Source organism: Deltaproteobacteria bacterium (assembly GCA_023382265.1).
Taxonomy (GTDB): domain Bacteria; phylum JAMCPX01; class JAMCPX01; order JAMCPX01; family JAMCPX01; genus JAMCPX01.
Genome location: JAMCPX010000054.1, coordinates 33,361 through 48,731 on the forward strand (window position 1 = coordinate 33,361; position 15,371 = coordinate 48,731).

Below are 15,371 nucleotides of genomic sequence, written 5' to 3' on the forward strand. Positions count from 1 at the left end.
GATTTTATGACTTTAATTCATCATTATATATGAAAAGGATTTACTTATTATTAGGTACTTTATTCATACTTTTGTTTTCTGCATCTGCAAAGGCTTATGATTTTCCTTCTTATGTCGGATATGTGAATGATTTTGCAGGGATCATGGATCCGTCCACAGTATCTCAGCTTAATTCGAGTATAAGTGAATTCAATAAGGCAACGGATATACAGATCGCCGTTGTTACTGTTAAAAATACCGGTGACATGGGCATTGATGAATATGCAAACAGGCTTTTCCATCACTGGGGAGTCGGTGTAAAAGGTCTTGATAACGGTATAATGCTTATTGCTGCTATAAAAGAAAAGAAGGTAAGAATAGAGGTTGGCTACGGACTTGAACCGGGTCTTACCGACGAAGATGCAGGCGTTATAATAAGACACGACATAATCCCTGCTTTTAAACAAGGTGATTTCTCACAGGGTATATTAGCCGGTACACTCGGTATAATGAAGAGGCTGAATACCTCCATAAAACAAGGGGACATATCAAAACATGCCTCTTCTTCGACGGCAAAGTCATCAAATGCATTTAATCTTATTCTTGGTATAATTATGTTTGTAATATTTATTTACTTTGCAATCAGACACCCATTCCTTACCCTGTTTTTTCTTGGATCCGGTTTCGGCGGCGGGTTCGGTGGCGGTGGAGGCTTCGGTGGCGGTGGAGGCTTCGGCGGGTTTGGCGGTGGTAGCAGCGGCGGAGGCGGCGCGTCCGGAGGCTGGTAGGACTTTATAGGAGGTTGTCATGCATGAAGATATATTAAAAAGATTACTTGATACGTTAAAATCGGTTTTTGATACAAGACTGATAAGCTTTGTAATGTACGGATCTTCACATACAGGCGAGTATCATAAACGGTACTCAAATATTAATACCATTGTATTAGTCAAAGATGTACATACGGATGATATAATTAAGCTTGGCAAAGAGATAATATGGTTTTTGAAAAATGATAATCCTGCACCGCTCATTTTTACAGAAAATGATATAAGTTCATACAAAGATGTGTTTCCTATAGAGATGCTTGATATCATAGAGAATCATACGGTTGTTTATGGAGATGATCCTTTTAAGGATTTACAGATTGATAAGACGAATCTCCGCTTCCAGTGTGAATATGAACTTAAATCAAAGCTTTTGCTGTTAAGGCAGTCACTATTTAATAAAAGCTCAAGAAGGCGTGTGCAGGAGATTATGCTAAATACACTGCCGGGGATCGTTGCCTTGTTTAAGGGTGTTTTAAGGCTGAAAGATCAAGAAATACCTGCCCGTAAAAAAGATACGATAGAGAAACTTTCACAGTTTATAGGCTTTGTGCCGTCCGGTTTATTAAAGATGCTTAGCGTAAGACAGGGTAATGAGAGATTAAAAAAATCAGATGTGTATACCGTGATGGATGGTTATATTTATGCAATAGTAAAGGTTTTAGATTTTATTGAAACAATTGAAAGGAGCAAATAAGTATGAGCAAGAAATTGATAGCTGTGCTTATAACCCTTGGGATTTTTGTCCTTTTAGTGCTGATAGCAGTTGGGACATTTGCAAGTAGTTATAACCGTTTGGTTACTCTGAATGAGAACATCAATAATTCATGGGCACAGGTTCAAACTGTTATGCAAAGACGTGCTGATTTAATCCCAAACCTTGTTAATACAGTTAAAGGCTATGCAAAACATGAGAAGGCAATATTCGATCATGTCGCAGATGCAACAGCCAAACTCGCCGGGGCAACAACACCAAAAGATAAATTTGCAGCAAACGACCAGCTTGACGGTGCCTTGAGCAGGTTACTTATGGTTGTACAAAATTACCCGAACCTTAAAGCAAATAAATCATTCAATCGTTTAATGGATGAGCTGGCCGGTACAGAAAATAGGATTGCGGTTGAAAGACGTAGATACAACAATGCTGTAATGGCTTATAATGTTGCCGTTAAAAGCTTCCCTACAAATATCATTGCGGGTATGTTTGGATATGCGCCAAAAGAGGTTTATTTCAAAGCAACAGAAAATGCAAATAAAGTGCCAACGGTTAAATTCTAAAATAACGGTTTTTATTTTTACATGTTCAGGTTAAAGATTTAAGGAGAAGATGTCAGAAGATGTTGTAAGCAAAGAAACAGAGCTTGAGTTCCCTCATGTATTTCAGCTTGCTGCCTCAGCAGGTTCCGGTAAAACACACAGTCTTTCATTAAGGTATGTCCAGTTTTTGCTATCCGATTCCGGGAAAATATTAAATAAAAATCTTAGAAGTATACTTGCCATTACCTTCACAAACAAGACTGCCAATGAAATGAAGGAGCGCATACTAAGGCAGCTTAAGCTTATTGCAATTCCTGCTCTAAAAGATGATAAACAAGCAGCAGAAAGAGAGCAGATATTAAAGCAGCTTAAATCTATTAATCTCGGCGATAAAAACTTTCAAAAGGCTACGGATAAACTCGTTGAGGAAATCATAAGACATTACACGGATTTCCAGGTTCGTACTATTGACAGCTTTTTAAGAAGCATCATTGTGGCATCTTTACGGGAAACGAATCTACAGCCCGATTTTGATATAGCTATAGATGCTATGCCGTATATAGAATATGCTGTTGATGACCTTCTGTCAAGAATTCAAACAAATCCGGCTGTGAAAGAGCTTTTTATAAGGTTTCTTGACATCTATCTTAATGTAGAGGGCAAAACTGGTTTTTACCCGCGTGAAGATATTATCAATCTTGTGAATAGGTTTAGATATCTGGAAAACAAGAAATGTAAAAGGATTGAAAGTAAAAAAATAACGCGGGAAGAGATAGACAAAAAAAAATATACATTCAAGAAGGCTGTTAATAACCTTTATGATATTATAGCCGAAGAAAATATTGAAACAAAATATCTTCCCGGTAAAGATGATCTGATCGGTAAAATCGATAGCAATGATTTCTCAAATAAACTATGGGTGCAGCATGATGTTGAATATATTCTAAAAAAACAGAGTAAACACTTTAGGGACCAGCTCCAGCATGCATGGGACAATATAAGATGGCTGTTGTTTGATCTTTTAATTACGGTTGATAGCAGCCGTTACAGTGCTTATCATGACATCCTTATAAATATAGAAAAAACGCTTCATGAGATTACGCAGGCAAGAGGCGAAATTTTAATAGACGATATAAACAAATACGTTAAAGAACTAACAGATAAATACAACGTACCGGAAATCTATTTTAATCTCGGTGAAAGGATATTTCATTATTTTATTGATGAATTTCAGGATACGGATAGGGCACAATGGAATAATATAAAGGACCTTTTAATGGAGGCCCTTTCAAATGGAGGCTCTCTTTTTTATGTTGGGGATAAAAAACAATCCATCTATAGATTCAAGGGCAGCGATTCAAGCCTTTTTGACGAGGTTATAGAAGATGAAGGAATAGTCCACATCCTGAAAGGGATTTATATAAAGCAGTTGAGTTCCAATTACAGATCAACAGCATTACTTGTAAATTTCTTTAATGAAACATTCCATCCTGATTATCTGAAAAGGATGATTGTTGATAACGAAAAAGAGCAGATCAAATTAAGGATAAATAAACAGATTATAGAGCTTATTAATGACACATACAAAGGTTCAGGACAGGCCGTAGCACAAAACAATAAAACACAAAAACAGGGCGGGTATGTGTTGGTTGAACATATTGAATCAAAAGACGAGCAATCAAATGCTGATGCTTCAACACCTCCAGATGCAGATGCCGTTGAACCTGCCCAAGATGAAGATGTTTACATAAAAAGAATCGATGAGGTTATTGTAGACTTGCATGATAAGGGGACAGCCTATTCAGATATTGCTGTACTTGTCAGAAAAAACGAACAGATAGAAGCGCTCTCAGGCAAACTAAAACAAAAAAGCATTCCTGTGCAGTCGGTGCAGGGATTGGACATCAGAAAGCATCATTTAATAGATGAAGTAATATCTTTTTTAAGCTTTTTAAATAACCCTCTCGATAACCTCTCTTTTGCCGGGTTTATTACCGGAGAGATATTCAATACGGTATCCGGAATACAGACCAACGATATGCATGCTTGGTTTGTGAAACAAAGAGGATCCAAATATCTCTATATAGCCTTTAAACAATGGCAGGTTCAATTGTGGGATGAGTTTATAAGACCATTGTTTAATGCGGTTGGATATCTCCCGGCATACGATATTGTTAACGAGTTTATCGAACGATTCAATGTCCATGAAAACTTTAGTACATCAATAGGCTTTTTTATGCATTTACTTGAGATGCTAAAAAAAAGAGAGGATAAGGGCGAGAATAATCTTTATAGTTTTCTTGAATACTGGAATACTAAAGAAGAGAATGATAACAGCTTTTTTGTAAATCTGTCATCCGGGGATGCTGTTAAGATTTTGACCATACATAAGGCAAAAGGGCTTGAATTCCCTGTTGTGATCCTTCCTTCTGTATCATTTGTATCATTAAATCCTAAAAGTAAAGGCAATGACCAACAAAGCATGTTCATAACAGAAGATAATGATAAACTTAATTTGTCCTATTCTAATAAAATGCATCGCAGCATCTTAAACAGTATAAACGAAGAGGATCCCTCTATTAAGGCTTACATTAAGGATCAGGCATTATCATTTATAGATGAGCTGAATACATTTTATGTGGCACTAACCAGGGCCGGACAAGAACTCTACATTTTTATACAGGATGAAAAAGACCCGGTTTATACATTGTTTGAACACAAGCTTGATACAAACGGCAGGTATGAGCAGGGTGAACATATTGTTTTAAAAAAACAGGGGAAGGAAGAAGAGGATGTTTTTACGGCAAAGGTACGGGCATCTACCCGCTGGCAGGATCACATATTCATAAAACAGCCTGACATGGACAGTCTTGAAAATTACAAAGAAGAAAAGCGCGGCAACATCATCCATGATATCCTTTCGAGGATAACAATTGTGGATGAGCATATAGGGAAACGGATATCAGGGCTCTTAGACATGATCAAGAATGAGACAATCAAAAATCAGTCAGACATTATCGATAAGCTAACAGAGGTCCTTACATCAGAAGAGGTTAAAGCATGGTTTACCCCTGGGCGATCTGCAAATGTTTTTAAGGAAAAAGAGATTGTAAACAAGCATGGCGAGTTAAAAAGAATAGACAGATTGATTGTAACTCAAGATGAAGCAATCATTGTAGATTATAAAACTGGAGGTTTAAAGGATATTGAAAAACACAAAAAACAGGTGAGAGGATATATGAATATAATCTCGGATATATATCCTACCAGACGGATAAAAGGATATCTATTGTACGTTGATCATAATAGGGTTGAAGAAGTCAGATGATTTGAAGCATACAGGAACAAGAGATCGAAACCGGACAATTCCTTTTCATATTAGCAACAATAAATGATTACTTATCCATTTGCTTTGAATTCTTAACCGCACTAAGATTCCCTTTGCTATTTCAATGTGGGATAATCGGTTTTTACCACTCCGTTTAATGGCATCTAACCCGGCTTTAAAATTACAACATTTTAAGGTCTTTAATAATCCATTCTGCTGCAAGCCAAGTAAAGGTCTGCTTACTTCAAGTGCATTTATTTTAGAGGAACCCTCTCCATAGCTTTTAGAGAGGGTCCATTTTTCTGAGTAACTTTATGATAACAAAATTACCAGGTTAACAATAAACGAATTTTTTATCTGTATCCACCTCTGCTGCTCCCATACCCGCCTTTTCTTGGACCATCTCTTTTCTCCATTGGTTTTGCCTCATTTACCTTGATGCTTCTTCCCTTGAAGTCAGTGCCGTTCACCTGTTCAATGGCTTTCTTAGCCTCTTCATCGTTTGGCATTTCAACGAATCCAAAACCTTTTGAGCGATCCGAGTACTTATCCTTGATTATGGTAACACTCTGAACCGCTCCGATTTTCTCAAACAACCCTTTTACATCTTCTTCTGTGGTGTCAAACGTCAAATTGCCTACATACAGTTTTAGCATTTTTTTCTCCTTTGTTTTAAGTATGACTTATTTTTATATAAAAGTAAAAGAAAACAGAGTCACGATTAAAAACCAGAACCCGCTGTTATTTTAATGGCAGTAACATAATATTTATTTAATTACATCAAATAAAATTCTTTGTCAAGTATGTAAAGGCCGACCGAGAATTCAGATTTTTCAAAATCAACATCAATAAAATCAAATAGTTAACAAGTCAAAATAGGTAAAAATGTTATTCTCGGCCAGCCTGTGTAGCTGTAAACACAATTTATGACTATTCTTTTTAAGATAATCAACTTGACAGCTATTGTATTTGGTATTTTGTATACAATAAAGGAGCTAAATATGAAATTACGAAAAACGAATATGATGTTAACAACCATTGTGGCTGTGCTTACATTCTCAACAGTATTATCTGCAAATGCTAAAAACATTAAAAAAGCTCAATCCGTGACTCATAGTGAAGTTTCTTTATTAACAGGGAAAAAACCGTTATTCTCAAGCAGTGATTGTCTGACCTGCCATGGTATTAAAACCGAGGGAATCCCTTATGTTGATGCAGATCACTTAAAGGCGTCCGTACACTCGGGTTTAACATGCACCGACTGTCATTCAAGCATAAAATCCCTTCCGCATCCTGAGAAGCTGCCGCTGCCGAATTGCGGTGCATGCCATAGCGATGTTGAAAGTAAATACAAAAACAGCATTCATGGCAAAGCAGTAGCAATGGGTATAACAGGGGCTGCCTATTGTTGGAGTTGTCATGGCAGGCACGATATACTTTCCGCCGACAACCCTTCTTCCACTGTTTATCCTCAAAATCTACCATCAACATGCGGCAAATGTCATAACAGTGAAGAGTTTGCCACACGGTACAATATCCCTGTTATAAACCCGTATAAACTTTATGAAAAAAGTATTCATGCTGTAGCGCTAAAGGATGGTTTACCTGCTGCTACCTGCTCAAGCTGTCATGGTGTCCATGATATCTTACCGCCCAACATAACAACATCAACTATTGCAAAGACAAATGTACCAAAAACATGCGGGCAATGTCATCAGGAGCAATACGAAAATTACATACAATCATCTCACTGGAAGTCTTTTGAGAATGGTATATCCAATGCACCGGTATGTACAGACTGTCATGCAGAACATGCTATACTGGCACAAAATAACCCCAACTCACCAATCTATCCATTAAATATCCCCAAAACCTGTACTGATTGTCATGGTAATATAACAATGTCTGAGAATTTCGGACTACCCGCTGTTAGCTTATCGTCTTATTTGAGCAGCTTTCATGGTATTATGATAAAAGGTGGCAGCGTTATAGCCGCTAATTGTGCTTCATGTCATAGGGCGCATAAGGTTTTAGGTCCGTCCAATCCTGAATCATCGGTATATCCTGCCAATCTATCCAATACGTGCGGCAAATGCCATCCAGGTATTACAAAGGCAGATATAAAACATCTCAAAGAAATCCATGGACCAACCGGTATTGGTAGCAGGGTAATCAATATTGTCAGGACAGCATATATATGGCTTATCACGATAACCATACTCGGAATGATTCTTTTTGTATCTGCGGACTTTGTCCGGAAGACCATCGACAGGAACAAAAAAGGTATAACAAGGCTTCCGGACGAAGGTGATTATATAAGATTCAACAAAACTGAAATTGTTTTGCATACATTGAATTTTATCAGTTTTATTCTCCTTGCCTATACAGGCTTTGCATACCATTGGCCCAATGAGTGGTGGAGCTCATGGATTACACACATTGACAATGGTCTGATAAGGGCGTGGATTCACAGGGTATCGGGTGTGATATTGCTCATTGTATTCTTCGTTCAGGTCGTACTGATGGCTGCTACAGAGAGAGGCAGAGAACAATTTAAAGAGCTGTTACCGGTTATTGATGATATAAAAGGTACACTGCAGTTGTTCTTCTACAATATAGGGAGAACGGACAAGAAACCCGCGTTTGGCAGATTTACACCTTTTGAAAAATTCGAATACTGGGCCCTCGCGTGGGGCAACACTGTTATGGGGGTAACGGGATTGGCCCTATGGTTCAAAACAGATATACTCAAATATATACCCTTATGGTGGTTGAACCTGTTCCTCTTAATTCATTTCTATGAGGCGCTTCTGGCTACCCTTGCGATAATATTCTGGCACTTCTACTGGGTTATATTCAATCCGGTACTGTATCCATTGAATACCTCTATTTTTACCGGCAAAATTTCTATAAATCTAATGGAAGAAGAACATCCGCTGGAACTCGCAAAACATCAATCAAAGAAGCAGACAGGGACAAGCAATACGGAAACAGACCAGTATATATAGAAAGATGCATAGATAAGATATGGGGGTAAGATTATAATAATTGTATAGGGCGTGGTCTTACATGATCCATTCAAGAAATATTTTCATCTCTGTTTGTGATTCAAGGTAACACGATGCATTGCTGTTTTTACCTATACTTATGGAGATGCCCATTTGGTTTATCACCTTAAATGCATCATCATCGGTAGTATCATCACCGATATAAATGGGCATTTTCCCTGCACCAAAGTTTTTGAGTATCCATACGACGGCGTCCCCTTTATTCCATACATTGAGTGGCCTTACCTCGAACACTTTTTTGCCTGTCACTATTCTAAGTTTATCCATATACCCATCTGCTACATTCCAGAATTTTTCAACCATCTTTTTTATATTCTCCTGCCGTACATTCCTATAATGGATACCGAGGGTAATGGTTTTATCTTCCACCAAAACGCCGTCTATATTTATCAACGCCGCGGATATTTTTTCTTTGAATTCATTTAACAGTCCGGCATCGGAAGGTTCGTAGCCTTTGGTGACTATAGTACTGCCGTCCCATATTTCTGCTCCATGATTTCCAGCATAGATAATATCTTTTATATTTATCTTGTCCATTATATCGGCAAGTTTCCTGCCGCTTATAATCGCTACCGGATACTTCGATTTCAGCCTGTTGAGTATATCGCGAATACTTTCATCCAGTACTGCGGCCTGGGGTGTATCTACGATGGGTGTAAGCGTGCCGTCATAATCGAAAAACAGGAAAACACCGTTTGATGCACCCTGTACGGACGAATGACATTCCCCGAGCGCCCCGATAAAATCGTCTGTCCATCTCCTGAGGTTATTGATTTTAACATGTTCGCGCAGTGCCCTCATCCTGCTCCTCTTTTCTTCGACAGGCATAAGCAGGGCTTTCTTGATAGTTTCGGCAAAGGTCTCTATGTCGTAAGGATTCAAAGGCAAAGCCCCGGTGAGTTCCTCCGATGCACCGGCAAATTCGCTAAGTATGATAACACCCTTTTCATCTACCTGAGATGCGATGTATTCTTTTGCGACAAGGTTCATGCCGTCGTATACAGAGCTTATTATGGCAACATCCGCTATGCGGTAATACAGAGCGAGGTCTTTATGCTCTATCTTCGTCGTAATGTATGCAATGGGCTTCCATGCACCTGTCGAGTACTTATCATTGATCCTGTGTATAAGCTCTTCCACGGATTTCTTATAACTTATATACGGTTCGCTTAACCGAGTCGGCACCGCAATCTGGATAAAGGTAAATTTTCCTATAAAACTGTGATATTTGTCAAAAAAAAGATCGATTGCCTGAAGTCTTTTCAATAATGCCTTTGTATATTCCAGCCTGTCGACGCCTATTCCGGTATATCCATCCTTTATACCGAGTTGCGACCTTAAGTGGTTTATTGAATGTTGTTTTTTGGAGAGAGCCATGGAACTGAAGCTGTCAAAGTCGACACTTATAGGAAATGATTTTAACCGGGTACTGTGCCCGTGATAGATGACGGATGCGCTTTCATAATCGATATCCGCGTTCAAACCTTCCCGGGCACAATTCATAAAGTTTTTAACGAACAATGGTATCTGAAAGCCTATGAGATCGTTTGCCAGCAATCCTTCGAGTATATCTTTGGCCTGCGGCAATATCCTGAATGTACTCCAGTCCGGCCACGGAATGTGCCAGAAATGTCCGGTTGTTACCGAAGGGAGCGTCTCTTTGATAAACAGAGGAACAAGGCATAGATGGTAATCGTGTATCCATACGGCGGTACCGGTGATAGCCTGTTCCATTTGTTCAATCACGGCATCTGCAAATTTCCGGTTTACCTTTTTGTAGTAATCCCAGTACTGCTTTTTATAGTAAACCCTGTCCAGTGTCAGGTGTGATAACGGCCAGAGGACCCTGTTGGAATATCCTGCATAATAGTTGTCCACCTCGTTTTGATTGAGCCACACCCTCTTCAGAGTGTATGAAGGGCCGGATTGAGGGACGGAGACACAGTTACGCCCGTCTACAACCCCTCTGTCCCCGCTGCCGCTTCCCCATGCTATCCATATCCCGTTTAAGGTTTTTAAGACGTTGTCAAGGGCGGATGTAAGCCCTCCCGCGGGTTTTTCTACACTGATATTATTGCCTGTTTTTCTATGGATATAGGGTTCTCTGTTGGAGACCACTATCAATCTCATTGTAATCCTTTACTGAAGGGTTTGAAAGGAACTTCAAATCTCTCCCCTCTCCCCCCTTTTCTAAAGGAGGGCAGGGGGGATTTACCACACCTAACAGGGGTATTACACAATAGGGTAATCCTTTACCTTTCATTTCACAGTTCCATAGAAGTCTTTGATTTGTTTAGCATAGCATACCACACGAACAGGTAGTCACGTATCTGCCGTGTGATAAGAAAATGATTGCGCACATACTGTCTTGCATTTTCGCCCATTTTGCTTGCCATATCGGGGTTGTTCAGTATACGCCGGATCCTGAAGGCGGATCCTTCTTCCGAGTTTACGAGGAATCCGGTAACGCCATCGATGATCTGTGCAGGAATACCGCCTACATTACCTCCGATAACCGGTTTGCCTTTCCACATTGCCTCGGTAACCGTCAGTCCAAAACCCTCTTTCAGGGACTTCTGCAGCACAACGGTTGCCATTCTCTGAAGGGCGTTTATATCTTTATCGCTGAACGTCGGCAGCAGCAGAATGTGGATATCCGGATCGCTGCCGGCAAACTCTGTCACCTCACGGATCACTGCTTCTCCCTCGGGATCATCCGTTGCAGAACTGCCGGCAAGCACCAGTCTGCATTCGTTATATTTTTTAACCATTCTGTATGCCCTGATAACGCCCTTGGGGTCTTTAAACCGGTCAAACCTTGAAACCTGCAATATTATAGGTTTGTCCAGAGGAATTTTAAACCTGCTTGCCACCTCATTGATCTCATCTGCCGTCAAATCATTGTTCTTCTCGCTCAGCGGGTCTATCGTCGGCGTTATGATGAATTCATCCAAAGGCATTTGTTTTGCAAACTTCGACACCGAAAAAATCGCTGCGTCATATTTGCCCGCATAAGCGGATATTCTGTTCCAAACCTCCTGGACCGGATTGGCCACATCGATATGACATCTCCATATCCATAGCCCCTTATCCCTGAATTTTATTAAGGGTACAGGCTGCGGATCGTGTATAAATACTACATCGGCATTTAGATCCAGTGTTTTTGCATTCTTCTCGTTGATGGCATCATGATACTTCCACATATCGTCCGTAAACTCTTCAGGCAGCCCCTGTAAACTGTTGTGGATCTTTTTTGTTATGGTAAAGAACCTTTGATCCCCCTGAATAACCTCCCATCTTACCACAATGCCAAGCTTGCTCAACAACGGGGTCATCCTGCCGAGTATCTCGGCTACACCGCCGCCTGCCTTGGTAGAGTTTATATGAAGGAATTGCTTGGACGAAAGTTTGTTTGCAAGCCTGGAGATAAGCTGGAGGTCCGATTTTGGAGATATGCCCGAGTAATCCGACAGTTGTAACATCTATAGTGTCTCCATATCCTTTTGTACCTTCTGTTCGACTATCTGAACGATAAGCCTTCTCATGCCCTCAATATCATACATAAAAGGGTCGATGTGCACGAGTTTTTCAGAAAGTTCTTTTTCATTTAACTCTTCTTTTAACCACAGGGAGAAGTCATCCGGTCCGTGCATGCCATGGATCCTTCCTTCGTAAAAATGGTAGTATATGGAACTGCTGTCCACATATTTTAAAGCCTGTAAAAATTCAGCGAGATTATGGGCTATAATCCCTGTTGGGAAAACAATAGTTGCCGATTCGTTAAAATAGAATTCATTGCCTTTCATAGAAGGCCGTGGTTCAGGGAAATGTGCAAGGTAATCATCGATTACCCTCGCTATTTCTTCTCGCAGGGCTGATATTGTATTGAAATCATACGGATCCACACTGGAAAGGTGCTCTGCAAGCGTATGTTCTTCCAGACTTTCGCCAACCCATTGGGAGAAGTCATTTGTATATTCAAGAATGTGTTCTTTTAAGAAATATTTATAGGTATGATGAAAGATAGACGCATCGCTTACTTCTTTGATACCATGCTCCAGCTCTTTGATAGTGCCTGCGTTTCTCTGTGCGGACTTCAGTATGTTTGTGCATTGCCTAAATATAAACGGTTTCATTCAATCGTATCTCCGGCTCTGAATTTTCTCCAGTATCGGATAAGCCCCGGTGCGTTCATATATGCCGGGTCCGCGAGTTCATAGAGTTCAAAAAGCCCATTGTCTGTGCTTGTTTTCTGTATCAAATCTTTAAAATGCACCTCAAATTCTTTTACGATTACATCATCCCTCTTGCCCTTTTTTAACCCGTCTCCGATCCAGACTGTCCATTGCAGCAGCATTTCTTCAAGCCTTCGAAGGTGCTCATCAACATTTTTGAATATCCCGAAGTGAGTAAGGTAGAGTGCTGACGGGGCTATCCGGCGCATCTTTTTAATAGAGTCCTGCCAGACTTCTACATTTATATCGGGCGGAGGTGTGGGTGCAAAAACAGGCCCATCCTTTATACGTATACCTCCTGCATCGCCTGTGAACATCATACCGTTTACAAGGTAAACATTGTGATGAGATGCATGACCCGGTGTTGAAAATGCCTGTATCTTTACACCTCCTATGTTAATGCTCTCTCCGTCTTCGGTAGGGTGAATGCGATCTGGAGGTATTGGTTTAATCTGTCCCCATAACCTGTCCATATCGTCTTTGTAGATTTGTTTTGCGGATGCAAACAGTTTTGAGGGATCTGCCATGTGCCGTGCACCGTTGGCATGCACATATACTGTTGCGCCTTGGTCAGCGAAATGCCATGCTGCACCGGCATGATCAAGGTGTATATGGCTGACAAAAACCACCTTTATGTCTCTAACAGAATATCCCAATGTTTTAAGCGATTCTACAAGGTTTTGATAGGTAGAGTCTGGTCCTGTCTCGATCAATACCGGACCCTCGCCTGTCTCTATCAAAAAGCTTGCTATTGAATTCGGCTTAAAAAAGTTAAGATCGATAATGTGTATGTTAATTTAGCTGTCTCCTTCAAAGTTTTTGATACCTCCAAGCTGTCCGCACGCAGCCTCTATCTCTTCACCATGCGTTGTTCTTACCATGCATGCAATATTGTGGTTTAAAAGGTATTCCTGAAATGCATGTACATGCTCTTCATCAGGCCTTTCATAATCAACGCCCCAATGTACGTTAAATGGAATCAGATTGACCTTGAATGGAAAGTTCTTGATAAGCTTTGCAAGCTGGATAGCATGGGCTATGCCGTCGTTAATGTTTTTGATCATTACGTACTCAAATGTAATCCAGCCTTTCCTTTTCTTATGGTAATCTTTTAAAGCGTCTATCAAATAGATCAATGGGTATGTAGTGTTTATAGGCATTAGAGCCGTTCTTGTATCGTCGTAAAAAGCATTCAGGGATACAGCAAGATGTGCCTTTGATTCTTCAATAAATCTCTTTATCTGAGGAACAAGCCCTGCCGTCGATACCGTGATCCTCCTGTGTGAATATTGATAACCGTATTCCGATGTCAGTACGTCAATCGCCTTCAGGGTATTGTCATAATTGGCAAATGGTTCTCCCATTCCCATGAATACAATATGGGATATGGATGTGCCAGGGTTTTCAGCCTGAACAACCGCGAGCTGGTCCGTAATCTCTGAGGTGCTTAGCTGTCTTTTAAACCCTTTTATGCCTGTAAGGCAAAACTTGCATCCAAGCGCACATCCAACCTGTGTTGAGACACACAGAGTATGCCATCTGCCCATTGGTATAAGCACGGACTCTATTGTATAGCCGTCGTTAAGACTGAACTGATACTTTGTTGTATTGTCCCGGCTGACTTTTTTGTCAAGTGTCCGTAGGGAAGCGATTTCAAACTGCTCTGAAAGCGAACGCCTTGAATGCCTGGATATATTCGTCATCTGTTCAAAATCAGAGACATGCTTTTTGTAAAGCCATACAAAAATCTGTTTTGCACTGTACGCGGGCATACCGAGCTTTTTAAGTGCCAGTTCAAGCTCTTTTATTGAGAGATTTTTTATATCCGTTTTTGCCATGGTTATAATATGAGTATTGTTATGCTATGCCTTGACTTCTTGTCATATGGTCATATTTACAATTCCATATATTTTTTGTTATTTTACCATTTTTAATATGGATTGTGAAGCTTTTTCAGAATTCAGATATGCAGCCTCCGGTAATGGCGGGCAGGGAGTATCGGTTTTATATGTTTTTTTAAAATAACATGTGGCAGCAAGCCCGGGAACTTAAAAAATACAACTGTTGACTTCATTTCTTAAAATGATTTATATTATAGCGGTTATGAAAACAACATTCAATGATGCAGAGAGCGGAAATTCAAAATTTACCATATTGGTTTCTTTGCTTATTATTGGATTTATAATTTATATAATTATAAAGATTGCGCCTGTTTATCTCGTAAACTTTGAGCTGGAAAATATGTTTCAGGTGAATGCAGATAGGATTCAGACTACACCCATTAATATGATAAAACAGGACATTGCAGAACAATTGGCATCAATGCATGCACCGATCACATTGAATGATGTCAGTATATTGCAGAATGCTACAAATGACATAACCATATCGGCAAGTTATTCGGCGGAAGTTAAATTACTTGACTACTATAAAATAAAGTTTCATTTTAATCCAAAAGCAGAAACAGGCGGATAAGCAGTAAACCCAGTTAGAAAGGATGTGGCTTTAAACCGCGCCCTTTTTATAAGGACTTTAAAATTTATCGTATTATATCCGCCATAAATGGCGGAGCTTTCTAACTGGATGAAAAATATCCTTTAAGTTGATCCTGAGAGGTTAACAAGGAGCAAATATGATTGTAAAAAAAGATGAATTAAAGATAGCCTTCCTGAGCTCG

At 39.8% G+C, this 15,371-nt stretch carries 12 protein-coding genes; 6 read left to right on the forward strand and 6 right to left on the reverse strand.

What is annotated here, in order from left to right; all coding sequences use genetic code 11:
• Positions 1-29: 29 nt before the first annotated feature.
• Genes M1381_09615 through M1381_09630 form a run of 4 tightly spaced genes read left to right on the forward strand, consistent with a single transcriptional unit; the run spans position 30 to position 5,391 of the window.
• The gene (locus M1381_09615; protein MCL4479337.1) at positions 30-767 is read left to right on the forward strand and encodes a TPM domain-containing protein; all 738 of its coding nucleotides are present in this window, start codon (positions 30-32) and stop codon (positions 765-767) included.
• A gap of 19 nt (positions 768-786) precedes the next feature.
• The gene (locus M1381_09620; GenBank protein ID MCL4479338.1) at positions 787-1,503 is read left to right on the forward strand and encodes a hypothetical protein; all 717 of its coding nucleotides are present in this window, start codon (positions 787-789) and stop codon (positions 1,501-1,503) included.
• Positions 1,504-1,505: 2 nt separating this feature from the next.
• Positions 1,506-2,084, forward strand: coding sequence for a LemA family protein (locus tag M1381_09625; GenBank protein MCL4479339.1), 579 nt, complete (start codon positions 1,506-1,508; stop codon positions 2,082-2,084).
• A gap of 49 nt (positions 2,085-2,133) precedes the next feature.
• Entirely contained in the window at positions 2,134-5,391 is a 3,258-nt protein-coding gene (locus M1381_09630) for a UvrD-helicase domain-containing protein (protein MCL4479340.1), read from the forward strand.
• 353 nt (positions 5,392-5,744) lie between these two features.
• Here the strand turns inward: M1381_09630 and M1381_09635 are convergent, their stop codons facing one another.
• Entirely contained in the window at positions 5,745-6,047 is a 303-nt protein-coding gene (locus tag M1381_09635) for an RNA-binding protein (GenBank protein ID MCL4479341.1), read from the reverse strand.
• A 345-nt stretch (positions 6,048-6,392) separates the two neighbouring features.
• Here M1381_09635 and M1381_09640 point away from each other — a divergent pair, with 345 nt between their 5' ends.
• The gene (locus M1381_09640; GenBank protein MCL4479342.1) at positions 6,393-8,399 is read left to right on the forward strand and encodes a cytochrome c3 family protein; all 2,007 of its coding nucleotides are present in this window, start codon (positions 6,393-6,395) and stop codon (positions 8,397-8,399) included.
• A gap of 57 nt (positions 8,400-8,456) precedes the next feature.
• Here M1381_09640 and M1381_09645 read toward each other — a convergent pair whose 3' ends face one another.
• The 5 genes from M1381_09645 to rlmN all read right to left on the reverse strand — a co-directional run bounded on the left by M1381_09645 (position 8,457) and on the right by rlmN (position 14,532).
• Positions 8,457-10,589, reverse strand: a complete 2,133-nt coding sequence (locus tag M1381_09645; protein ID MCL4479343.1) for a bifunctional alpha,alpha-trehalose-phosphate synthase (UDP-forming)/trehalose-phosphatase — start codon at positions 10,587-10,589, stop codon at positions 8,457-8,459.
• 134 nt (positions 10,590-10,723) lie between these two features.
• The gene (locus M1381_09650; protein MCL4479344.1) at positions 10,724-11,941 is read right to left on the reverse strand and encodes a glycosyltransferase; all 1,218 of its coding nucleotides are present in this window, start codon (positions 11,939-11,941) and stop codon (positions 10,724-10,726) included.
• Positions 11,942-12,595, reverse strand: a complete 654-nt coding sequence (locus M1381_09655) for a DUF5752 family protein (GenBank protein MCL4479345.1) — start codon at positions 12,593-12,595, stop codon at positions 11,942-11,944.
• The gene (locus M1381_09660) at positions 12,592-13,434 is read right to left on the reverse strand and encodes an MBL fold metallo-hydrolase (protein MCL4479346.1); all 843 of its coding nucleotides are present in this window, start codon (positions 13,432-13,434) and stop codon (positions 12,592-12,594) included. The genes M1381_09655 and M1381_09660 overlap by 4 nt, the downstream gene beginning before the upstream one ends.
• A 57-nt stretch (positions 13,435-13,491) precedes the next feature.
• Positions 13,492-14,532, reverse strand: coding sequence for a 23S rRNA (adenine(2503)-C(2))-methyltransferase RlmN (gene rlmN / locus M1381_09665; GenBank protein ID MCL4479347.1), 1,041 nt, complete (start codon positions 14,530-14,532; stop codon positions 13,492-13,494).
• A 265-nt stretch (positions 14,533-14,797) separates the two neighbouring features.
• Between rlmN and M1381_09670 the strand changes: the two genes are divergently transcribed.
• Entirely contained in the window at positions 14,798-15,169 is a 372-nt protein-coding gene (locus M1381_09670) for a hypothetical protein (protein ID MCL4479348.1), read from the forward strand.
• Positions 15,170-15,371: the final 202 nt, after the last annotated feature.

What these genes read in the sequence shown, in the direction of transcription:
- M1381_09615 (MCL4479337.1), top strand. Translation starts at nt 30, where the DNA reads ATGAAAAGGATTTACTTATTATTAGGTACTTTATTCATACTTTTGTTT.
- M1381_09650 (MCL4479344.1), bottom strand. Translation starts at nt 11,941, where the DNA reads ATGTTACAACTGTCGGATTACTCGGGCATATCTCCAAAATCGGACCTC.
- M1381_09620 (MCL4479338.1), top strand. Translation starts at nt 787, where the DNA reads ATGCATGAAGATATATTAAAAAGATTACTTGATACGTTAAAATCGGTT.
- M1381_09635 (MCL4479341.1), bottom strand. Translation starts at nt 6,047, where the DNA reads ATGCTAAAACTGTATGTAGGCAATTTGACGTTTGACACCACAGAAGAA.
- rlmN (MCL4479347.1), bottom strand. Translation starts at nt 14,532, where the DNA reads ATGGCAAAAACGGATATAAAAAATCTCTCAATAAAAGAGCTTGAACTG.
- M1381_09630 (MCL4479340.1), top strand. Translation starts at nt 2,134, where the DNA reads ATGTCAGAAGATGTTGTAAGCAAAGAAACAGAGCTTGAGTTCCCTCAT.
- M1381_09640 (MCL4479342.1), top strand. Translation starts at nt 6,393, where the DNA reads ATGAAATTACGAAAAACGAATATGATGTTAACAACCATTGTGGCTGTG.
- M1381_09625 (MCL4479339.1), top strand. Translation starts at nt 1,506, where the DNA reads ATGAGCAAGAAATTGATAGCTGTGCTTATAACCCTTGGGATTTTTGTC.
- M1381_09670 (MCL4479348.1), top strand. Translation starts at nt 14,798, where the DNA reads ATGAAAACAACATTCAATGATGCAGAGAGCGGAAATTCAAAATTTACC.
- M1381_09655 (MCL4479345.1), bottom strand. Translation starts at nt 12,595, where the DNA reads ATGAAACCGTTTATATTTAGGCAATGCACAAACATACTGAAGTCCGCA.
- M1381_09645 (MCL4479343.1), bottom strand. Translation starts at nt 10,589, where the DNA reads ATGAGATTGATAGTGGTCTCCAACAGAGAACCCTATATCCATAGAAAA.